Raw genomic sequence first — 20,553 nt, 5'->3', positions numbered from 1 at the left:
TAATCTCCATAGAAAGGAGGTGATCCAGCCGCACCTTCCGATACGGCTACCTTGTTACGACTTCACCCCAATCATCTGTCCCACCTTCGGCGGCTGGCTCCCAAAAGGGTTACCCCACCGACTTCGGGTGTTACAAACTCTCGTGGTGTGACGGGCGGTGTGTACAAGGCCCGGGAACGTATTCACCGCGGCATGCTGATCCGCGATTACTAGCAATTCCGGCTTCATGTAGGCGAGTTGCAGCCTACAATCCGAACTGAGAATGGCTTTTTGGGATTGGCTTGGCCTCGCGGCTTCGCAACCCTTTGTACCATCCATTGTAGCACGTGTGTAGCCCAGGTCATAAGGGGCATGATGATTTGACGTCATCCCCACCTTCCTCCGGTTTGTCACCGGCAGTCACCTTAGAGTGCCCAACTGAATGCTGGCAACTAAGGTCAAGGGTTGCGCTCGTTGCGGGACTTAACCCAACATCTCACGACACGAGCTGACGACAACCATGCACCACCTGTCACTCTGTCCCCCGAAGGGGAAAGCTCTATCTCTAGAGTGATCAGAGGATGTCAAGACCTGGTAAGGTTCTTCGCGTTGCTTCGAATTAAACCACATGCTCCACTGCTTGTGCGGGCCCCCGTCAATTCCTTTGAGTTTCAACCTTGCGGTCGTACTCCCCAGGCGGAGTGCTTAATGTGTTAACTTCAGCACTGAGGGTGGAACCCCCCAACACCTAGCACTCATCGTTTACGGCGTGGACTACCAGGGTATCTAATCCTGTTTGCTCCCCACGCTTTCGCGCCTCAGCGTCAGTTACAGGCCAAAAAGCCGCCTTCGCCACTGGTGTTCCTCCACATCTCTACGCATTTCACCGCTACACGTGGAATTCCACTTTTCTCTCCTGCACTCAAGTCTCCCAGTTTCCAATGACCCTCCACGGTTGAGCCGTGGGCTTTCACATCAGACTTAAGAGACCGCCTGCGCGCGCTTTACGCCCAATAATTCCGGATAACGCTTGCCACCTACGTATTACCGCGGCTGCTGGCACGTAGTTAGCCGTGGCTTTCTGGTTAGGTACCGTCAAGGTACGAGCAGTTACTCTCGTACTTGTTCTTCTCTAACAACAGAGCTTTACGACCCGAAGGCCTTCATCGCTCACGCGGCGTTGCTCGGTCAGGCTTTCGCCCATTGCCGAAGATTCCCTACTGCTGCCTCCCGTAGGAGTCTGGGCCGTGTCTCAGTCCCAGTGTGGCCGATCACCCTCTCAGGTCGGCTACGCATCGTCGCCTTGGTGAGCCGTTACCTCACCAACTAGCTAATGCGCCGCGGGCTCATCTGTAAGTGTCAGCCGAAACCGACTTTCAAAAAAGAAACATGCGTTTCTTCTTATTATCCGGTATTAGCCCCGGTTTCCCGGAGTTATCCCCGTCTTACAGGCAGATTACCCACGTGTTACTCACCCGTCCGCCGCTAAATCAGAGGAGCAAGCTCCTCTTCATTCGCTCGACTTGCATGTATTAGGCACGCCGCCAGCGTTCATCCTGAGCCAGGATCAAACTCTCCATAAAAGTGTTTGACTTGCTCTAGTTTTAAAACTGACGGAATTAATTCTTAATTCCTTACCTTTGCTTTTGTTCAGTTTTCAAAGAACTTGTTGTAAAACTCGTTTAGTGCGCCGCTCGTTTTGGCGACTTTAATAATATATCACGCTTCACAAGCAGGGTCAATAGCTATTTTGAAATTATTTTTGTTTTTAATAAAAAAAGCCCAGAAGGCTTGTGTCCCAGCCTCTGGACCGATCAACGGCATTACCTTTTATGACGAATTCTATCCTAAAATGAAAAACTCGATCGCGACTAGTGATGCTAATCCTGGCAGGCCTGCTATTCCTGATATTAGTGCTGTGAACATATTGATGGGAATGTGTATATCGTAGGAATTGCCGATCGCATTTAATAGGAAAAGAAGCAAAGCCCCAATACAAAAACGTGTGATTCCAAATCCAAGCCACCTTAAAGGGCGCATTGGAGCACCGGCGAGCAAGAGAACGAATATGATAGTTCCAAGTATTGCGATTACAGTAATAGGCTCCACTGTTTAAACCTCCTATACATACATCCAGTTTTATTTACTAGTCATTGTATGGGAGTTGTCCATAAAAAAGACCAGCAGTTATTTTAATCTGCTGGTCGTTACATTTCTTTTTTTAGCTTCTTTTAATAAGAAGAAATATTTAGATTCTGCTAATTGAAGTTTAAAAATCACTTCTTCTGATGGTTCGACACTGCGTTCCACCATTTCTTTCTGATGCATCCATTCTATTTTTAATTCATCAAGACTTTGGAGCAACTGTTGATCTCCGGACCGCTTCAAGCGCCCTTTACGGGAAAAAAACATGTAGCAAACCCCTTTAGTTAGATTTCTCTTCTGCCTTCAAGCGCTTTGGATAGTGTAACTTCGTCCGCGTATTCTAAGTCCCCGCCAACTGGGAGTCCATGAGCGATACGGGTAATTTTAATACCTGTGGGTTTTAGAAGCCGTGCCATATACATAGCCGTTGCTTCTCCTTCAATATTTGGATCCGTCGCCATAATAATCTCCTGAACTCCTTCGTCAGTCAAACGTTTTAAGAGCTCAGCGATTTTTATGTCTTCAGGACCAATACCATCCATAGGAGAGATCGCTCCGTGAAGAACGTGATAAAGACCTCGGAATTCTTTCATTTTTTCCATTGCGATAACGTCTTTTGAATCATGTACGACACAAATAGTCGAACGGTCTCTGCTAGAATCATCGCAGATCATACAAGGATCACGGTCAGTAATATGAAAACAATTGGAACAATAGATTAGCTGCCGTTTTGCATTGACCAGCGCACGGCCAAAGTCGAGAACGTCATCTTCTTTCATATCCAATACGAAAAATGCCAGGCGAACCGCCGTTTTCGGTCCGATGCCCGGCAATTTCATAAAGCTTTCAATCAGTTTTGATATCGGTTCAGGATAATACATGAATAACTCCTAGAATAAACCAGGAATGTTTAGCCCTTTAGTGAATTTGCCCATGTCTTGTGAAACCATTTCGTCTACTTTCTTAAGTGCATCGTTCGTAGCCGCTAACACAAGGTCTTGAAGCATTTCAATATCATCCGGGTCTACAACTTCCTCTTTAATCACAATATCAACGATCTCTTTATGGCCGTTAGCTTTAACAGTAACCATTCCGCCGCCAGCAGTACCTTCGATTACTTTATCTTTTAACTCCTCTTGAGCCTTTGCCATATCACGCTGCATTTTTTGCATTTGTTTCATCATATTGTTCATGTTGCCTTTCATCTTAAAACTCCTCCTTATTCGTTCTCTTCTTCTTTTATCTCAATTAAATCATCGCCAACCAATTTGATCGCTTCTGTAATAAGTGGATCATCTTTTGTTTTCTGCTCTTCAGCAGACGGCTGGCCTTGCTGTTGCTCTTTAATGAATTCAGCTTTTAGTTTCTGCCATTCCGGATCCAAAATGGACAGCATGGACAGGTTCTTTCCTATTGTACTATAAACTGCCCCTTCAACATAGCTTCTGTTGTTATCTTGTGAAGCCATCTGCCTGTGAATTTCGTGCTGAAATGATAGCAGGAATAATTGATCTGAACATGCTACTGGTTCTGCTCCAGACAGCAGTGCATAGGCGCTTACTTTTTCCGAGCGGATCTTATCTAAAATTTCGTCCCACATGCCTTTTAATTGCACGAGGTTTGGTTTTTTTGCTTTTTTCAGCATCTCTTTTACTTGACCATGGGATGCTCCGCCTTGTGTTCGAATAACCCTTTTTTCTTTAGGTGTTTCCTGCTCGGAAGAACTAGAGCCGCTTTGAGCCCATCCGCCTTGCTTCATCTTAGATAGTTCCTGCTCAAGCTGTTCAATTCTTTGCAAAAGAGGTTCAACAGAAGGATACTCCGCCTGTGCCAAACCACCTGCTTGTTTTTGATAACATATTTTAATGAACGTAGTTTCTAAAAAGATTTTAGGATGATTGGTCCATTTCATCTCTTGCTGAGCCTGGTTCAATTGACTGATGATCGAATAGATACTTTCTGTTTCAGTCGATGAGGCTAGATGTTCAAACGACTCATCTGTCGAAACACGCTCCAATAGCTCTTCAAGCTGAGGCGCCGCTTTATACAGAAGCATGTCTCTATAGTAATAGATCAGATCTCCTAAGAAACGGACAGGATCCTTTCCTTCTTGTAAAAGATCTGATGAAATCGTGAGAGCTTTGGAGACATCTTTTTCTAAAAATGCTTCTGCCATATCTGAAAGATGCTTTTGGGAAGCTGATCCTGTTACAGATAGAACGTCCTCTACCCGTACCTTCTCATCGCTGTAGGAGATTGCCTGGTCTAACAGACTTAATGCGTCACGCATACCGCCTTCAGCAGCACGAGCCAGTAATTGCAATGCTTCTTCTTCGACTTCTGTCCCGTTTGCGTCGACGACCTTTTTCATCCGTCCGATAATAGACTGAGATGAAATCCGCTTAAAATCAAAGCGCTGGCACCTTGAAACAATCGTAGCTGGGATTTTATGCGGCTCTGTCGTTGCTAAAATAAAAATAACATGACTTGGCGGTTCTTCCAGCGTTTTTAATAAAGCATTAAACGCCCCAGTGGATAACATATGTACTTCATCAATAATATAGACTTTGTACGTTACCGATGAAGGAGCAAACTTAACCTTATCCCGTATGTCACGAATATCATCAACGCCTGTGTTTGAAGCTGCATCGATTTCAAGTACATCAGAAATGGTTCCGTTCGTTATGCCTCTGCATGCATCACATTCATTGCAAGGCTCGGACACTGGAGCACGCTCGCAGTTAACGGCTTTAGCAATAATCTTGGCTGCGCTTGTTTTTCCCGTTCCTCGTGGTCCTGAAAACAGGTAGGCATGGGAAAGCTTGTCCTGCATCAAGGCGTTTTGAATCGTTTTCGTAATGTGTTCCTGCCCGACCACATCTTCAAAGCTTTGCGGTCTCCATACACGGTAGAGTGCCTGATAACTCATCCCTTTGCCTCCCTAAAATCACTTCATTCTCTCTTTATTATACTGAAACATTACAAAAAACTCACCCCTGAGACAAGGATGAGTTATTGTTTATATATTAGAATGCCGCGCACCTCTCTTTGGAATAGTCAACCTATGCGTACAGACGCAGTTAGCTCAGTCCAGGTTGCCCCACGGCACACGAAGTGATCCACTTACTGCTGCTTCCTTCCGGACCTGACAGGGTTCATGGGTCTCCGTTGCGCAGGACCCGGACATCAACACCACTTACGTCCGTCGGCCATACGTTGAACTAACCGAGGAGAGGAATTCAACCTCGCTACAGCGGATTGCGAGTACAGGGCACCGCTACCTCCCCATCTAGCGCGACAAAGTGTATAACATTGTTAGATGCACAATCAAATGTGCAAGATTTAGTATACTATGCCTGTCATTAAAAATCAACCGTACAAGCCTTAAAGCTCTCTCTTCCGCTCTTCCTTTTCTTTCCTTTTGCGATCTCGGAGGTTTTTAAAAAAGGTTGAAAGGATTTCTCGGCATGCTTCTTCTTTTACACCCGATACTACTTCACATTGATGGTTAAAGCGGTCTTCTTGTAAAAGGTTCATCAATGTACCCGCACAGCCCCCTTTTGGATCTTTTGCTCCGTATACGACTCTGTTCACTCTCGAGAGAACGATAGCACCTGAACACATCGCACAAGGTTCCAGCGTAACATATAGCGTCATCCCTTCGAGTCTCCAGGCGCCAATTTCTTTACAAGCTTTATCGATCGCTAATAATTCCGCATGGGCGATGGCTCTTTGTTCGACTTCGCGCAAATTGTGAGCCCTTGAAATAATCTCTTCACCTTTTACTAATACAGCACCGATCGGGACTTCACCGATTTCAGCCGCTTTCTCCGCTTCTTTTAATGCAAGTTCCATAAAATACTCATCTTTTTCTAATATCTCCATTTTCGTTCCGCTCCAAAGTTTTAGTTTTAAGAGATTATACAAGAGGTTTTGTAAATAATAAAGAAAGGAATCATTTTATAAAACTGTTATCGCAATCTTTGTTGCTTCTGTAAGTTGTTGATTTCCGCTTCAGGATGCTCGCTTTCCGCGGGGCGGGCGGTGAGCCTCCTCGGCACATGCGCCTGCGGGGTCTCACCTGACCGCTTGTCCCGCAGGACAAGGAAGGCTTCGACAGCGTAACATCGCACGAAGAAAATGTGACTTTTCATTTTCGAGGAGTCTCGCACCTTACGCTCCAATCAACTTAACAATGAAGAAAAGTAAGAAATTAATTTATAGCAACAATCTTTTATAAAAGAACATATATAAAAAATAAAGGAGAGGGACATCTATGACTCAGAATGAAAACAAGATCCCTGTCGCCATGCTTATTATTGACGTAATTAATGACTTTAATTTTCCTGAAGCTCCTCTATTATTAAAAACATCTGCTCCTATCGCAGAAAAAATATCAAAACTAAAAAAACGGGCAAAAAAAGAAGGGATACCTGTTATTTATGTAAATGATAATTTCGGACAATGGCAGTCCGATAAACAAAAACTCGTCGAGTACTGCATGCAACAAGATGGCGGGGAGTTCGTAAAAAAGCTGCAGCCAGACGATGACGACTATTTCGTAATAAAACCAAAGCACTCTGGATTCTTTTCAACGCCTTTATCCACTTTATTAAACGATCTTAACGTCCTAACACTGATTATTTGCGGAGTTGCAGGTAATATCTGTGTCCTCTTTACAGCCAATGACGCCTATATGCGCGGATTCGATATATATGCACCATCTGATTGTACAGCATCTAATATAGAAGAAGACAATGAAAGAGCGTTAATATTAATGAAAAAAACACTTGATGCCGATATAAGTCTTAGTGAAGAATTAGATCTAACTGCAATAATCGAGCAAGCTAATAAAAGCAAACAAAGAAAAATCTATTAAGAAGTTGTGATTATCGATTAATTTTACCGATAATCTATCCACCTTTTCCAAACGTGTGCTACAATATTCTTTGTCTGTAATTTTTCGTTTTGTTAACAGAAAGGGAGGAAAAGGAAGATGAGTTCAACCCCCTTTATCGCGGTTGAAGGGCCGATTGGCGTAGGGAAAACATCATTGGCAAAAGCCATTGCTGAGCACTTTGAATTTCAATTATTAGAGGAAATTGTAGAAGAGAATCCTTTTCTCGGAAAATTTTACGACGATATCGATGAGTGGAGTTTTCAAACCGAGATGTTCTTTCTATGCAACAGGTATAAACAGCTTGAAGATATTCAAGATCAATATTTAGCGAAACAAATACCTGTCGTTTCCGATTATCATATTTTTAAGAACAGAATCTTTGCCGGTCGTACGCTAAAAGACCGTCATTACAATAAATACATGCAGTGCTTTGATATCTTAACAGAAGATATGCCTGTACCGAACATGATCATATACTTAAATGCCAGCCTCGATACTTTGTTAGAACGCGTTAGAAAGCGCGGGCGGTTTATTGAACAAAACATGGAGCCTGCATACTTAGAACAGCTTGCTGCTGACTATGATACATTCATGTCCGCCTTTAAAAGACAGCATCCTGAAATTCCGGTGCTGACTTTCAATGGAGACGAGTTAGATTTTGTTGCGTATGAAACGGATAAAGAGAAAATCTTATCCTTAATAGATGCAACTTTGAAAAAAGGAGAAGTTGCAAAATGAACAAGCTCATCCAATACGGCATTCCAAATGATGCTGTAATTACAGTAGCAGGTATGGTTGGTGCAGGTAAATCAACATTGACCAACGCTCTTGCAAATAAATTAAATTTCCGCACATCAATGGAAAAGGTCGACAACAATCCATACTTAGAAAATTTCTATCATGATTTCAAACGATGGAGCTTCCATCTGCAAATTTTCTTTTTAGCTGAACGATTTAAAGAACAAAAAAGAATGTTTGATTATGGCGGTGGATTCGTTCAGGATCGTTCCATCTATGAAGATACAGGCATTTTTGCCCGCATGCATTATGATAAAGGGAATATGTCCGAGGTAGACTATGATACATATACCCACCTTTTTGAAGCAATGGTGATGACACCTTACTTCCCTCAGCCGGATTGTTTGATTTATCTGGAAGGTTCTTTAGATGACATTTTAGCTCGTATTCAAAAGCGAGGACGCAAGATGGAGCAGGAGACGCCTGTATCGTATTGGGAAGAAATGTACGACCGCTATGAAAAGTGGATCGCATCTTTTAACTCATGTCCGGTACTCCGTGTAAACATTAACGACTATGACCTTCGAGAAAACCCTGAATCGATCGATCATATCGTAGGGAAAATTGCACAAAAAATCGAAGCGAAAAGAGAAGTTCGTTTATAAGGTAAAAAGCCCCTTGCTCAATATGATTTGAGCTGGGGCTTTTGTTTATCTTTGGCTCTATTCTAAAGGATTGATGTTTGAATGTTCATCAGTGACAAGTTGATTGGAGCGCAAGGTGCGAGACTCCTGCGGGATCAGCGGGACAGGTGAGACTCCTAATGGTGCATAGCACCAAGGAGGCTCAGCGCACGCCCCGCGGAAAGCGAATACCCTGGAGTGGAAATCAACCACTTCTACGAAAAATTATTTTTTCATCCATTCAGGCTTGCCGAAGCCTTTGAACTCTTTATCGATTACTTCTTCAAATTCTTTGGATTCCACTACTTCTTTTATATCTTTTGCAAATGCCGATTCAAGATCTTTTGTATTCACAACTACACGATTCCGATACGTATCAGGCATATTTTCAAGCTGAAGCGCGTCCAGGAGATCCATTTTTGCAGCGAGTGCAAAGTTTCCTGGCACCGCAGCAACATCCGCACTTTGTACGGCACGCGGAAGCTGGGCTGCCTCTAACGGTTTAAAGTTTAAGTTTTTCGGATTGTCTTTAATATCTTTTTCGGACGCGGTCAGCTGATTGATGTTTTCTTTTATCGTAATAAGTTCAGCATCTTCAAGCATGATTAACGTACGTGCTAAGTTCACAGGATCATTAGGAATCGCAAGCGTGCTTCCTTCTTTTATCTCTTCTATCGATTTAAACTTATTAGAATACAGTCCCATTGGGGCAGTAGGAACAATTACAACTTCAGAAAGCTTAAGATTCTTTTCTTTTGCGAAATTTTCCATATACACTTTGTGCTGAAAAAGGTTTGCATCGAGGTCACCTTTAGAAAGCGCTAAGTTTGGCTGGATATAATCGCTGAATTCAACAACCTTTACTTTATAGCCTTTTTTCTCTAAAGAGGGTTTTATCGCTTTGTTTACCATATCTGTGTAAGGACCAGCAGTTGCTCCAAGGGTAACTTCTTTATCTTTTGATGCCCCTGATGTGGAAGAGCAAGCAGCTAAAACCAGTACAGCAATTGCAGTGAATAGTGTAAGTATTATTTTTTTCATGTTGAATCCCCTTTTTTATCTTTTATTTACCGCTCGAGCTACTCCGTCACCAATAACCTGCATAAGCTGCACAATGACAATCAGCAGAACAACCGTTGTAAACATTATTGTGTTGTCGTATCTGTAATAGCCGAATCGAATCGCAAAGTCACCGATTCCTCCGCCACCTACAATACCTGCCATTGCAGAGTAGCCTAATAAACTTATTGCTGTGACCGTAATCGCTTGAACGATTCCAGGTTTCGCTTCAGGAAGCAGCACTTCTCGGATGATCATCCATGGCGTTGCTCCTACGGCAACCGCCGCTTCAATCACACCTTTATCGATCTCCCTTAATGAGGTTTCGACTAGACGTGCGAAGAATGGAATAGCGGCTACAGACAATGATACTGACGCTGCAGTTGGACCGATCGTCGTACCCGTAATCAGCTGAGTTAAAGGCAGCAGAGCTACGAGAAGAATGATAAAAGGTACTGATCGGATCAGATTAACTAAAATACCTGCAATTTGTTTAATCCAGACGTTTTCAAACAATAATCCTTTGTCTGTAACAAACAGGGCTACTCCTAATGGAAGGCCGACGATCAGAGAAACACCTAAAGAGATCGCGACCATATACAATGTCTCAAAAAATGCTTTATTCAAATCTGGCAGGATGCTGTACAAAGAATCAAGCAACTTGTTTCACCACCTCTAAATTTTCGATTCGGTCTTTAATGTAAGCTATGGCACGCTTAACTTCTGCCTCTTCCCCTATCAGTTCCATAATAAAAATCCCGAGCGGCGTTTCCTGGATGTATTCAATCTTTCCGTGAAGAATATTTCCTTTTACCTTAAAGTTTTGGAAGAGTTCAGAGACGACTGCTTCTTCTGCAATCGCGCCTTTAAAATGAATTTTAATCACCACTCCTTTACGCCCTTTTAATAGCGGTTCCGGAAGATTCATCTGTATGACACTGCTTATAAACGTTTTCGTTAACTCTTTCTCCGGATGTGCAAATAAATTATAAACATCACCCGTCTCGATGATTTCTCCATCCTGCATCACTGCCATCCGGTGACAAATCTCTTTTACGACTTCCATCTCATGTGTGATTAGGACAATTGTGATGCCAAGCTTTTTATTGATGGATTGCAGAAGTAAAAGAATAGCTTTTGTCGTGTTGGGATCAAGAGCTGAAGTAGCTTCATCACAAAGCAAAACTTTCGGATCGTTGGCTAGTGCCCGTGCAATTCCGACCCGCTGCTTTTGACCGCCGCTCAGTTGAGCCGGATACTGATCCTTTTGATTTTCTAACCCTACCATCTGTAAGAGCTCAAGAGTCTTATGATTAATTTCATCTTTCTTTTTTCCAGCAGCTTTTAACGCAAACGCGATATTTTCATAAACGGTTTTTGCACTAATAAGATAAAAATGCTGAAAGATCATCCCTATTTTAAGCCGCTCTTCCCGTAGTTCTTTTTTAGATAATTTCGTAATGGAGACACCGTCGATTAAAATTTCGCCTGATGTTGGCTTCTCTAGTAAATTTAAGCAGCGGAGGAGAGAGCTTTTGCCAGCACCGCTGTAGCCGACAATTCCGAATATCTCACCCTTTTCTATCGTGAGTGAAACATTCTTGACTCCAACAATGTCTTTTCCTTTAGCGGAATATATTTTCGTTACATCACGCACTTCAATCATATTTCTGTCCTCCTTCAATATAAAAAGCCCTCTTCATTCAATGGAAGAGGGCGAATAGACATACATCGACTTATCTTCCAGAATGAATGAATCATTCTGCAGGAAGTAGCACCGTTCCATAATGGAGGTTGCCGGACGTCATTGGGCCTGATCCCTCAGTCTCTCTTAATAAGTGTTGATTATTTGATTAAGTTATAATTGACATATTACTACCTGTCGAAAAGTTCTGTCAATAATATTTTTTAATACTTTAAATTGTTAGCGCTTACATTCCTTATAGGATAAGGAAAAATTATTTTATAGTTAATTAAGTTGCCATTGAAAGTAGTTGATTTTCCGCTCCAGGCTGCTCGCTTTCCAGGGGGCGTGCGGTGAGCATCCTGCCGCTTTGCGCCATTAGGAGTCTCCACCTGACCGCTTCATGGAAGTATCCTTGCTCCTGCGTCTACAAGTAAATGCTACCGATGTGGCTTCCTCGTCGCATACCTAGCGAGAAGCTTCTCAGGTGGTAGGCACGCACCTTGAGCTCCAATCAACTTGCAAATGATGAAAATAGAAAAAGCCAAAAGCAACAATCCTTTAGAAAATAGCCATGAATAAAAACAACAAAAAACCTCACCTGATAAGCTCAGATGAGGTTGAAATATGTATATGGAGGAGGTAGAGGGATTCGAACCCCCGCGGGTCGTTAAACCCCTGTCGGTTTTCAAGACCGATCCCTTCAGCCGGACTTGGGTATACCTCCGTGTGACTGACAAGAACTATAATAACATGTGAGTAAATATAGTGTCAACGTAATTTTATAAAAAAATAAAATCTTTTTTCGCAAACTTTGTCGCTATTAGAAGTTGTGGATTTCCGCACCAGGCAACAGATTTTTGCGAGGCGTCTCACCCAATGTTAAAGTCATCCGTAAAATAAAAATTAGGGCTGTCCAAAGTAAGTTAAACTTACTTTGGATAGCCCTATTTGGTTTACTTGATTACCTCTTTATTGCCCATATATGGACGAAGTACTTCTGGAATGATAACCGTTCCATCTTCTTGCTGATAGTTCTCTAAAATTGCTGCTACTGTTCGTCCGATTGCTAAACCAGATCCGTTTAATGTATGAACAAACTCAGGCTTGCCTTTCGCTTCTCTGCGGAAACGAATTTGAGCACGGCGCGCTTGGAAATCTTCAAAGTTAGAGCAAGAAGAGATCTCGCGGTATTCACCGTAGCTTGGAAGGTATACTTCGATATCGTACTTTTTAGCAGCTGTAAATCCAAGGTCAGCCGTACACATGCTTAGTACACGGTATGGAAGATTTAGAAGCTGCAGTACTTTTTCTGCATGGCCTGTCAGCTTTTCAAGCTCATCGTAAGAATCTTCCGGCTTAACAAAGCGTACAAGCTCTACTTTATTAAACTGATGCTGACGGATCAATCCTCGTGTGTCACGTCCAGCAGACCCCGCTTCAGAACGGAAGCATGCGCTGTATGCTGCATACGTAATTGGAAGCTCCTCACCCGTTAGAATTTCTTCACGGTGCATATTTGTTACAGGTACTTCTGATGTTGGAATTAAGAAATAATCCTCTTCACGAATCTTAAATGCGTCTTCTTCAAACTTAGGAAGCTGTCCAGTTCCTGTCATGCTTTGACGATTAACCATGTATGGAGGCAGAACCTCTGTATACCCGTGTTCGTCTTCATGAAGGTCCATCATGAAGTTGATCAGTGCACGCTCTAAACGTGCCCCAAGACCTTTATAAAAAGCAAATCGGCTTCCTGTAACCTTTGCTCCTCGTTCAAAATCAACAATGTTCAAGTCAGTTGCGATATCCCAGTGTGCTTTTGCATCAAAAGAAAACTCTGGCACATCACCCCAGTGTCGAACGGGTACGTTATCATCTTCTGTTTCTCCAACAGGGACACTCTCATGAGGTATGTTAGGCAGCGTCAGCATAATTCCGTGAAGATCTTCTTCTACTTGACGAAGTTCATCATCAATCGTCTTAATTTTATCTCCTACTTCACGCATCTCAGTAATAAGATGGTCAGCTTCTTTTTTCTCACGCTTAAATTCTGCTACCTGTTTAGATACCTCATTACGCTTAGACTTTAAAGTCTCCGTTTCACCGATTAACTCACGGCGGCGCTGATCAAGTGCTTCAAACTGATCCAAACCAGAAAGGTCTTCCCCTCTAGCAGAAAGTTTTTGTTTCACTTCTTCAAAATTAGCACGGACAAATTTTAAATCCAACATACTTATTTCCTCCTTTATTCGTTATAAAAAATCAAAAAACTCCCGCCCCTGCTCCTAATGATCACATTAGAAACAGGGACGAGAGTTAACCCGCGTTGCCACCCTGATTGCAATAGAATTATTCCTATTGCCGGCTCGTTTAAATGTAACGGTTCTTCACCGGAAAAGCTTACTTACCTTCGGCTCTTCACTCGAGGATGGATTCACAAAACGCTTTGATCGGTTTTCACCAGCCACCGACTCTCTATACAAAGTCATTTTTGCTACTAGTTCCTGTCATTGATTTTTTATGATGATTTTATAGTAATGTACAGTATTTTTCTATTTTATGCAACTACTTCTTTGTTGGATTGCACCATTTTTACAAAATACTGATGTAAACGGTAGTCGTCCGTCAATTCCGGATGGAAAGCTGCACATAAGAAATGACCTTGTTTAGCTGCAACGATTCGGTCGTTATGCTTTGAAAGAATTTCAACTTCAGGACCTACTTCTACGATGAACGGTGCTCGGATGAATACGCCTGTAAAATCTTCACCGACTCCGTGAATCATAAGATCAGCTTCAAAGCTGTCTACTTGGCGGCCAAACGCGTTGCGTTCAACTGTCATGTCGATCAGCTCCAGATGAGCTGTGTCCTGACCCTGAATTCTTTTTGCCATTAAAATTAATCCTGCACAAGTACCAAAAATAGGTTTATTTTTGGCAAATTCCTTTAACGGTTCAAGGAATAGATATTTATCGATCAATCGTCTCATCGCTGTACTTTCGCCGCCTGGCATAACCAAGCCATCAAGATCCTCAAGCTCTTCTACACGTTTAACTGCTATAGCTTGAGCTCCAGAAGCTTCTATCGCTTTAACATGCTCCTGTACTGCTCCTTGTAAAGCAAGTATTCCGATTTTCAGCATGTAATTACCAGCCTCGCTCCTGCATGCGCTCACCTTGAGCCAGTGTAGAAATTTCAATACCTTTCATAGGAGTGCCCAGACCTTTAGAAAGTTCAGCGATTAATTTGTAATCTTGATAATGAGTAGTTGCTTCAACGATCGCGCGAGCAAATTTTTCTGGATTCTCAGATTTGAAGATTCCAGATCCTACGAATACACCGTCTGCACCAAGCTGCATCATAAGTGCTGCATCTGCTGGTGTAGCGATACCGCCCGCTGCAAAGTTAACTACAGGAAGCTTGCCTGCTTTTTTGATCTGAAGTAGAACTTCAAATGGAGCACCTAAGTTCTTTGCTTCAGTCATAAGCTCGTCCTCGCTCATAGCTACAACTTTGCGGATTTGTCCTTGAATCATTCTCATGTGACGAACTGCTTCAACGATGTTTCCTGTTCCAGGCTCACCTTTTGTACGAAGCATTGATGCACCTTCACCAATACGGCGTGATGCTTCTCCAAGGTCACGTGCACCGCATACGAAAGGTACAGTGTAGTCACTCTTTAACAAGTGGAAAACTTCATCTGCAGGTGTTAACACTTCACTCTCGTCGATATAGTCAACACCCATAGCTTCAAGCACGCGTGCTTCAACGATATGTCCGATACGCGCCTTTGCCATCACAGGAATAGATACAGCATTTAAAACTTCTTCTACGATTGTTGGATCAGCCATTCGGGCTACCCCGCCTGCTGCACGAATATCTGAAGGAACACGTTCTAATGCCATTACTGCTACTGCACCAGCTTCTTCAGCAATACGTGCTTGCTCAGCGTTTATAACGTCCATAATGACGCCGCCTTTTTGCATTTCTGCCATTCCTCTTTTTACACGTTCAGTACCTGTTTTCAACATGCTACACTACCCCCTGATTATATGTGGTAGAACCGATCTACTCGGTTCTTTTAAAATAAAACTAGTATCCTCATCTATTTTATCGTAATTCATGAAAAGCGCAAGACTCTCTATTTTCAGAAAAAAAGCTCCTCAGTATTCACTGAAGAGCTTGTAAATATTATGAAATTAAAACAAACCTTTAATCATGTCCACAGTTCCGGACCAGATTCCGCCAAAGAAGCTTCCTACACCTCTTAACGCAAGAACTAACCAGTTTGCTTTTTCAACAGATTTTGCTGCTGCAACTTCTGTCTTTCCTTTTGTATCTCCATCAAGCAGGTAACCGTAATCTTCGCCTTTACCTTTGTACTCGATTTTGAGGTGGCCAACAACATCTCCCTTTTTAACAGGGGCAGTTAATTCACCGTCTTTATTGATTTTTTTCTTATCAACTACAAATTTAGGTTTGTAGTTCTCTTTTTCTCCTCGTTTAATAACAAGAGAAAGTGGCTCTTTCGTTGAAACTTTAACTTCTTTCTCTTTCCCTTTTACGACAGGAAGAGTTTTTTGATCTTTCATCTGATAATTACCAGGTAAAATCTCTGCTTTTTCGAAGTTATCAAACCCGTAGTCGAATAGTTTTTTCGTTTCATCAAAACGTGCTTTATAGCTGTTGGTTTTCATAACAACTGATAAAAGACGTGTATCACCTTTTTTAATCGTACCTGTAAATGCAAAACCAGCAAGATCCGTAGATCCTGTTTTCAAACCGTCTACACCTTCATATCCATAAACAAGTTCAGGAAGCATCCAGTTCCAGTTATCCATCTCAATTTCATCGTCCGTGCCGTCACGGAAATTTTTTACAGGGATACTTGCTGTTTCAAGGACTTCCGGATAATCATTGATCAGACGGAAAGCAAGAATTGCCGTTGAACGGGCACTCATCATATTCTCTTCATTTGCATCTCCAGCTGCGTGCTGACCCATTAAATCTTTGTTGTTCAAACCAGTGGAGTTTACAAAATGATAATCTTTTAAGCCTAATTCTTTTGCTTTAGCATTCATTTTTTTAACGAATTCAGCTTCAGAACCAGAAATTAATTCTGCTAACGCAATCGTTGCTCCGTTAGCAGAGTAAATAGCCATTGCTTCATATAATTCACGAACTGTGTATTGCTCGTCTACTCTTAATGGTACGTTAGACAGTCCTCGATTTTGTGAGATCTTATGTGCGTGTTCAGTGATACGCGTTTTTTGATCCCATGAAATTTTATTTTTCTTAATTGATTCTAACAATAAGTATTCGGTCATCATTTTGGTCATACTTGCTGGAGGAAGCATCATATCAACGTTTTTCTGATATAATATTTTCCCTGTATCACCATCTACCAATATAGCAGCCTCAGCTTTCACATCTAAAGACGGTGCTGCACTTGCTGAATTAGAAAATCCTAATAAACTCGTTGCAAAAAACGAAAAAATCAATGTTAACACTAAAAGTTGCTTTATCTTGCTGTTCAAAAACTGCACCTCCAAACCCATTTACACACAAAAATTATTGTAACATACACCTTTTCAAAAAAATAGACAGAGGTTAGCCCTCTGTCCTAAAAATGTGCCTTTAGACCGAATAATTTGGTGCTTCTTTAGTAATTTGTACTTGATGCGGATGACTCTCGCGAAGTCCAGCCCCTGTAATTTTAACAAAACGGGAGTCGTTTTGAAGTTCATCGATCGTAGCTGTTCCGCAATACCCCATTCCTGAACGAATACCTCCAATTAGCTGATAGACGGTATCTGCAAGAGGGCCTTTGTACGGCACGCGTCCCTCGATTCCTTCTGGAACAAGCTTTTTATTATTTTCCTGGAAATATCGATCACTGCTGCCGCGTTCCATCGCGCCAACAGAACCCATTCCGCGATAAACCTTAAACTGGCGCCCTTGGAAGATTTCACGCTCTCCTGGACTCTCTGATACTCCAGCAAGCATGCTTCCAAGCATTACTGCATGTCCGCCTGCAGCTAAAGCTTTAACGATATCCCCTGAATATTTGATGCCCCCGTCCGCTATGATCGGTACACCGTATTTTTTCGCTTCAGTAGCACAATCGTAAACAGCTGTAACTTGCGGAACACCTACACCTGCAACAACACGAGTCGTACAGATGGAACCAGGACCGATTCCTACTTTTACAACGCTTGCTCCTGCTTCAATAAGGTCACGTGTTGCTTCTGCAGTTGCTACGTTTCCTGCTATGATCGTTAAATCCGGATAAGCAGCTCTTACTTCATTTACTTTTTGCAAAACACCTTCTGAATGCCCGTGTGCTGTATCAATAACGATCGCATCCACACCCGCTTCAACCAGCTTCTCAACACGCAGCAGTGCATCTTTTGTAACTCCGACTGCAGCACCTACCAAGAGACGTCCTTGAGAATCTTTTGCAGAGTTAGGGAATTCGATAACTTTCTCAATATCCTTGATTGTGATCAAACCTTGAAGCGTACCATCTTCATCAACTAGAGGAAGTTTTTCAATTTTATATTGCTGAAGAGTTTTCTCTGCTTCTTTTAAAGTAGTACCTACAGGAGCTGTTACTAAGTTCTCCTTCGTCATTACATCTGAGATCTTAATGGAATAATCCTGAACGAAACGTAAGTCACGGTTTGTAAGTATACCTACCAGCTTTTTATCAGCATCTACAATCGGTACACCGCTAATACGATATTTACCCATTAAGTGCTCCGCATCAAAAACTTGGTGTTCTGGCGTTAAATAGAATGGATTTGTGATTACACCACTCTCAGAACGTTTTACACGGTCGACTTGTTCAGCCTGTTCTTCAATCGACATATTCTTATGAATAATCCCAAGGCCGCCTTGACGTGCCATTGCAATCGCCATGTTTGATTCAGTAACAGTATCCATTCCTGCACTTATAATCGGAATATTTAATTGCACAGAATCAGATAACCTTGTTTTAATGGAAACCTCATTAGGAAGAACTGAAGATTTTGCAGGAATTAATAACACATCATCAAACGTTAATCCTTCTTTAGCAAATTTATCTTGCCACATGCCGAACCCACCCCTTCAAATTTTTAATCCAGAAAAATATTATTTGTAGATTATCAACTGGGTAAACTAGTGTCAAGGAATACAAGATATGTTCGATTTTTCAAATAATTTAAATTACAGGAGGAAAATAACCCGTGGTAATGAGGCAAGATGTATGGTCTTTGTTTGATATGTTCTTTTCCTCTCAAAAAACGCAGCAATTTCTAGCAAAACAATATGAAAAATTAAATTTGCAGGATAGCAACGGAAAGAGCTTTGATAATACTTATGGATTTATTTACTATATTGAACACGGAAAAAAATACTACACGCTAGCAGATCAAGCTCCTGCAGAACTTAAGCCTGTGCTTCTATTTTACGGAATGACTCAATTGATGAAGGCTTGTATATTATGCAAGGATCCTGAATATCCGGATTCGAGTTCCGTATTGGCTCATGGATTATCTACGAGAAAGAGGAAAAAAAGGAGCTATGAATTTTTTAATGATGAGGTGAAAGTACAAAAAACAGGTCTGTTCAATCACTTTTGCGAAAAAATGTTTCACATGAAACACATCGAAGGCGAGAAGTTCATGATGAATCCTCTGCTTAAAACTCTGCCTGAACTAGTGCCTTTGTACAAACAAATGACAGGTGGATTTTATCAGATTAAATTGAAAAAAGAATCCAACGATATCTTTTCATTATCGGCTGAAGCTGCTGACTTACTGCATATGTCGGCTGATCGGTTTGAGGAATACATGAATGGTATGTTCTCCTCAAATATGAAAATAGAATTGATTGATGCAAATAATTATCGAATTTTAATAAAAGAACAGCTGCATCCATTCAATTGTTTTCCACTCAATTATCACTTTGCTGAAGATACATATTACTTTCCTATTGATCGTGATTTGTTGCAGATGCCCGTTCTCAATGAATTGATGGTTCATTATGTTCTTCTCTATAACTTAAGTATGATTAGCCGTTACGATACAGAATGGTGGAGTGAACTGTTCCACACATATACTTCACAAGAGCTGCCTTTTATTAATCAATTCCTAAACATAACAGCTATGAAAATTCCCTATCTCTTTGGCCAATTACTCCATACCATGGATATACCTTAATTATAAAAAGAAGAAACCAGCCAGTGCAGATTATGCCTGGTTGGTCTTTTGGGAAGACTTAAATTTTTGTGTGATGAATAATACAGTGAAATTAGAAATGAACATCACGGATACGAAGGTTAAATAAAATAATAAATGATAATTCGGATCTACTTGAAAAAATGCATCTGCTGTAATCGTTATTATAAATATCCATAAAACAGCATGATAACAATTTCTATAGGCACGGAGTAAGATTTTTTTCTTTATCTACCCTTCGTTCTTTTTCTAAAATCGACATAGATCGCATTGAAAGGAAATACAAAATAGAAAAAATAATAAAAAGTATAATGATTATAATTTCCACGTTAATTCTCCTCTTTTAAAACTTTAATTACATTGTATTATTTTACCATTTATATACCATCAAGGAAATATAACTTTTTTAGTAAGGATTGAATCGAGAGTATGTGATTAGTATGTTGGATGGTATATGTTAAGGGTTGATGCTAGTGGGATTTTTGGGGTGAAAATGTATTTTAAGCTGTAATTTTATTTTCTAAGCTGTAATTTTGATTTATAGGCCGTAATTTAAATTTATAAGCTGTAATTTTTGCTTTTCAAGTTGTAAATTTTTTTATAGACTTTTCGACAAATGGGCTGGATAGAACAATGGTGAATGGTAATTAGGAATGTGCGAAGGCTCATAAATTTAGCTCAAGGACCATAAAAAATTTTGAAGGATCATAAATCCTGGGGAAGGCTCATAAATGGAATTTTTCATATAAATGATGCTGCTAGAGCACCCTTCATCTAGAGCACCCTTCATTGCTTCAAAATCCCTTTGATTCTTTCTTTTTAACACAAAAAAAGAAGATGGATCTTCATCCATCTTCCTCATTGCCTAGCGACGTCCTACTCTAACAGGGGGAGACCCCCAACTACCATCGGCGCTGAAGAGCTTAACTTCCGTGTTCGGTATGGGAACGGGTGTGACCTCTTCGCCATCATCACTAGACCTAACCATGACGTTAACCATGATTTTATTAAGTTTGAGAGGTTGTTCTCTCAAAACTAGATACGACGTTTCCAAACGTTTCATGTTTAAGGATAAGCCCTCGACCGATTAGTATCTGTCAGCTCCACGTGTCGCCACGCTTCCACACCAGACCTATCAACCTC

The 20,553-nt window shown here is 41.4% G+C and carries 18 protein-coding genes, 1 tRNA gene, 2 rRNA genes, 1 other RNA gene, 1 riboswitch and 1 other annotated feature; of the genes, 4 read left to right on the top strand and 18 right to left on the bottom strand.

The annotated features are described in order from the left end of the window. Positions 1 to 12: 12 nt before the first annotated feature. The 8 genes from ABE41_RS00120 to tadA all read right to left on the bottom strand — a co-directional run bounded on the left by ABE41_RS00120 (position 13) and on the right by tadA (position 6,009). Positions 13 to 1,562, bottom strand: a 16S ribosomal RNA gene (locus tag ABE41_RS00120). Positions 1,563 to 1,821: 259 nt separating this feature from the next. Then, positions 1,822 to 2,088: a pro-sigmaK processing inhibitor BofA family protein gene (locus tag ABE41_RS00115; RefSeq protein WP_066285361.1), complete on the bottom strand. Its 267-nt coding sequence runs from the start codon at positions 2,086 to 2,088 to the stop codon at positions 1,822 to 1,824. A 78-nt stretch (positions 2,089 to 2,166) separates the two neighbouring features. Beyond that, positions 2,167 to 2,391 (bottom strand): YaaL family protein, encoded by a 225-nt coding sequence (locus ABE41_RS00110; RefSeq protein ID WP_066285359.1) that lies wholly within the window; start codon positions 2,389 to 2,391, stop codon positions 2,167 to 2,169. Positions 2,392 to 2,408: 17 nt separating this feature from the next. Further along, a complete protein-coding gene (gene recR, locus ABE41_RS00105) occupies positions 2,409 to 3,005 on the bottom strand; it encodes a recombination mediator RecR (RefSeq protein WP_066285357.1) in 597 nt (198 codons plus the stop codon). A 9-nt stretch (positions 3,006 to 3,014) separates the two neighbouring features. After that, on the bottom strand, positions 3,015 to 3,329 hold the full coding sequence (locus ABE41_RS00100) for a YbaB/EbfC family nucleoid-associated protein (RefSeq protein ID WP_066285355.1): 315 nt from the start codon (positions 3,327 to 3,329) through the stop codon (positions 3,015 to 3,017). A 14-nt stretch (positions 3,330 to 3,343) separates the two neighbouring features. Further along, on the bottom strand, positions 3,344 to 5,053 hold the full coding sequence (gene dnaX / locus ABE41_RS00095) for a DNA polymerase III subunit gamma/tau (protein ID WP_066285354.1): 1,710 nt from the start codon (positions 5,051 to 5,053) through the stop codon (positions 3,344 to 3,346). 105 nt (positions 5,054 to 5,158) lie between these two features. After that, positions 5,159 to 5,422: signal recognition particle sRNA large type (gene ffs, locus ABE41_RS00090), an RNA gene on the bottom strand. Between the two features lie 86 nt (positions 5,423 to 5,508). After that, complete coding sequence (gene tadA / locus ABE41_RS00085) at positions 5,509 to 6,009, bottom strand: tRNA adenosine(34) deaminase TadA (RefSeq protein ID WP_066285353.1); 501 nt, start codon at positions 6,007 to 6,009, stop codon at positions 5,509 to 5,511. A gap of 391 nt (positions 6,010 to 6,400) precedes the next feature. On the opposite strand from tadA, the gene ABE41_RS00080 reads away from it, so the two are divergent. The 3 genes from ABE41_RS00080 to ABE41_RS00070 all read left to right on the top strand — a co-directional run bounded on the left by ABE41_RS00080 (position 6,401) and on the right by ABE41_RS00070 (position 8,427). Next, positions 6,401 to 7,003: a cysteine hydrolase family protein gene (locus ABE41_RS00080; protein ID WP_066285351.1), complete on the top strand. Its 603-nt coding sequence runs from the start codon at positions 6,401 to 6,403 to the stop codon at positions 7,001 to 7,003. 117 nt (positions 7,004 to 7,120) lie between these two features. Continuing rightward, positions 7,121 to 7,762, top strand: a complete 642-nt coding sequence (locus ABE41_RS00075; RefSeq protein WP_066285349.1) for a deoxynucleoside kinase — start codon at positions 7,121 to 7,123, stop codon at positions 7,760 to 7,762. Continuing rightward, positions 7,759 to 8,427, top strand: a complete 669-nt coding sequence (locus tag ABE41_RS00070; protein ID WP_066285348.1) for a deoxynucleoside kinase — start codon at positions 7,759 to 7,761, stop codon at positions 8,425 to 8,427. The genes ABE41_RS00075 and ABE41_RS00070 overlap by 4 nt, the downstream gene beginning before the upstream one ends. A 243-nt stretch (positions 8,428 to 8,670) precedes the next feature. Here ABE41_RS00070 and ABE41_RS00065 read toward each other — a convergent pair whose 3' ends face one another. From ABE41_RS00065 to guaB, 9 genes are all read right to left on the bottom strand, one after another. Then, positions 8,671 to 9,486: a MetQ/NlpA family ABC transporter substrate-binding protein gene (locus tag ABE41_RS00065; protein ID WP_066285346.1), complete on the bottom strand. Its 816-nt coding sequence runs from the start codon at positions 9,484 to 9,486 to the stop codon at positions 8,671 to 8,673. Between the two features lie 15 nt (positions 9,487 to 9,501). Beyond that, positions 9,502 to 10,164: a methionine ABC transporter permease gene (locus ABE41_RS00060; protein WP_066285344.1), complete on the bottom strand. Its 663-nt coding sequence runs from the start codon at positions 10,162 to 10,164 to the stop codon at positions 9,502 to 9,504. Next, positions 10,157 to 11,170, bottom strand: a complete 1,014-nt coding sequence (locus tag ABE41_RS00055; RefSeq protein WP_066285342.1) for a methionine ABC transporter ATP-binding protein — start codon at positions 11,168 to 11,170, stop codon at positions 10,157 to 10,159. Before ABE41_RS00055 ends, ABE41_RS00060 begins: the two co-directional genes overlap by 8 nt. Before the next feature lie 67 nt (positions 11,171 to 11,237). Further along, positions 11,238 to 11,345, bottom strand: a riboswitch (SAM riboswitch). A gap of 477 nt (positions 11,346 to 11,822) precedes the next feature. Beyond that, positions 11,823 to 11,915: transfer RNA gene (locus tag ABE41_RS00050), tRNA-Ser, on the bottom strand. Positions 11,916 to 12,144: 229 nt separating this feature from the next. Beyond that, on the bottom strand, positions 12,145 to 13,419 hold the full coding sequence (gene serS, locus ABE41_RS00045) for a serine--tRNA ligase (protein ID WP_066285341.1): 1,275 nt from the start codon (positions 13,417 to 13,419) through the stop codon (positions 12,145 to 12,147). 71 nt (positions 13,420 to 13,490) lie between these two features. After that, positions 13,491 to 13,708, bottom strand: a binding site (T-box leader). A gap of 37 nt (positions 13,709 to 13,745) precedes the next feature. Beyond that, the gene (pdxT, locus tag ABE41_RS00040; RefSeq protein WP_066285339.1) at positions 13,746 to 14,330 is read right to left on the bottom strand and encodes a pyridoxal 5'-phosphate synthase glutaminase subunit PdxT; all 585 of its coding nucleotides are present in this window, start codon (positions 14,328 to 14,330) and stop codon (positions 13,746 to 13,748) included. Between the two features lie 4 nt (positions 14,331 to 14,334). Next, the gene (pdxS, locus tag ABE41_RS00035) at positions 14,335 to 15,219 is read right to left on the bottom strand and encodes a pyridoxal 5'-phosphate synthase lyase subunit PdxS (RefSeq protein ID WP_066285337.1); all 885 of its coding nucleotides are present in this window, start codon (positions 15,217 to 15,219) and stop codon (positions 14,335 to 14,337) included. A 168-nt stretch (positions 15,220 to 15,387) separates the two neighbouring features. Beyond that, positions 15,388 to 16,746: a D-alanyl-D-alanine carboxypeptidase family protein gene (locus tag ABE41_RS00030; RefSeq protein ID WP_066285336.1), complete on the bottom strand. Its 1,359-nt coding sequence runs from the start codon at positions 16,744 to 16,746 to the stop codon at positions 15,388 to 15,390. Positions 16,747 to 16,825: 79 nt separating this feature from the next. Further along, the gene (gene guaB, locus ABE41_RS00025; protein ID WP_066285333.1) at positions 16,826 to 18,283 is read right to left on the bottom strand and encodes an IMP dehydrogenase; all 1,458 of its coding nucleotides are present in this window, start codon (positions 18,281 to 18,283) and stop codon (positions 16,826 to 16,828) included. A 140-nt stretch (positions 18,284 to 18,423) separates the two neighbouring features. Between guaB and ABE41_RS00020 the strand changes: the two genes are divergently transcribed. Beyond that, complete coding sequence (locus ABE41_RS00020; RefSeq protein WP_066294456.1) at positions 18,424 to 19,392, top strand: YaaC family protein; 969 nt, start codon at positions 18,424 to 18,426, stop codon at positions 19,390 to 19,392. Between the two features lie 881 nt (positions 19,393 to 20,273). On the opposite strand, the gene rrf is transcribed toward ABE41_RS00020, so the two are convergent. Then, a 5S ribosomal RNA gene (rrf, locus tag ABE41_RS00010) occupies positions 20,274 to 20,389 on the bottom strand. Positions 20,390 to 20,553: the final 164 nt, after the last annotated feature.

This window comes from Fictibacillus arsenicus, from assembly GCF_001642935.1.
Lineage (GTDB): Bacteria > Bacillota > Bacilli > Bacillales > Fictibacillaceae > Fictibacillus > Fictibacillus arsenicus_B.
Note: the sequence above shows the minus strand (reverse complement) of the source record. Positions and strands in the feature narration are given on the sequence as shown.

What these genes read in the sequence shown, in the direction of transcription:
- ABE41_RS00110 (WP_066285359.1), bottom strand. Translation starts at nt 2,391, where the DNA reads ATGTTTTTTTCCCGTAAAGGGCGCTTGAAGCGGTCCGGAGATCAACAG.
- recR (WP_066285357.1), bottom strand. Translation starts at nt 3,005, where the DNA reads ATGTATTATCCTGAACCGATATCAAAACTGATTGAAAGCTTTATGAAA.
- ABE41_RS00100 (WP_066285355.1), bottom strand. Translation starts at nt 3,329, where the DNA reads ATGAAAGGCAACATGAACAATATGATGAAACAAATGCAAAAAATGCAG.
- dnaX (WP_066285354.1), bottom strand. Translation starts at nt 5,053, where the DNA reads ATGAGTTATCAGGCACTCTACCGTGTATGGAGACCGCAAAGCTTTGAA.
- tadA (WP_066285353.1), bottom strand. Translation starts at nt 6,009, where the DNA reads ATGGAGATATTAGAAAAAGATGAGTATTTTATGGAACTTGCATTAAAA.
- ABE41_RS00080 (WP_066285351.1), top strand. Translation starts at nt 6,401, where the DNA reads ATGACTCAGAATGAAAACAAGATCCCTGTCGCCATGCTTATTATTGAC.
- ABE41_RS00075 (WP_066285349.1), top strand. Translation starts at nt 7,121, where the DNA reads ATGAGTTCAACCCCCTTTATCGCGGTTGAAGGGCCGATTGGCGTAGGG.
- ABE41_RS00070 (WP_066285348.1), top strand. Translation starts at nt 7,759, where the DNA reads ATGAACAAGCTCATCCAATACGGCATTCCAAATGATGCTGTAATTACA.
- ABE41_RS00065 (WP_066285346.1), bottom strand. Translation starts at nt 9,486, where the DNA reads ATGAAAAAAATAATACTTACACTATTCACTGCAATTGCTGTACTGGTT.
- ABE41_RS00055 (WP_066285342.1), bottom strand. Translation starts at nt 11,170, where the DNA reads ATGATTGAAGTGCGTGATGTAACGAAAATATATTCCGCTAAAGGAAAA.
- serS (WP_066285341.1), bottom strand. Translation starts at nt 13,419, where the DNA reads ATGTTGGATTTAAAATTTGTCCGTGCTAATTTTGAAGAAGTGAAACAA.
- pdxT (WP_066285339.1), bottom strand. Translation starts at nt 14,330, where the DNA reads ATGCTGAAAATCGGAATACTTGCTTTACAAGGAGCAGTACAGGAGCAT.
- pdxS (WP_066285337.1), bottom strand. Translation starts at nt 15,219, where the DNA reads ATGTTGAAAACAGGTACTGAACGTGTAAAAAGAGGAATGGCAGAAATG.
- ABE41_RS00030 (WP_066285336.1), bottom strand. Translation starts at nt 16,746, where the DNA reads ATGGGTTTGGAGGTGCAGTTTTTGAACAGCAAGATAAAGCAACTTTTA.
- guaB (WP_066285333.1), bottom strand. Translation starts at nt 18,283, where the DNA reads ATGTGGCAAGATAAATTTGCTAAAGAAGGATTAACGTTTGATGATGTG.
- ABE41_RS00020 (WP_066294456.1), top strand. Translation starts at nt 18,424, where the DNA reads ATGAGGCAAGATGTATGGTCTTTGTTTGATATGTTCTTTTCCTCTCAA.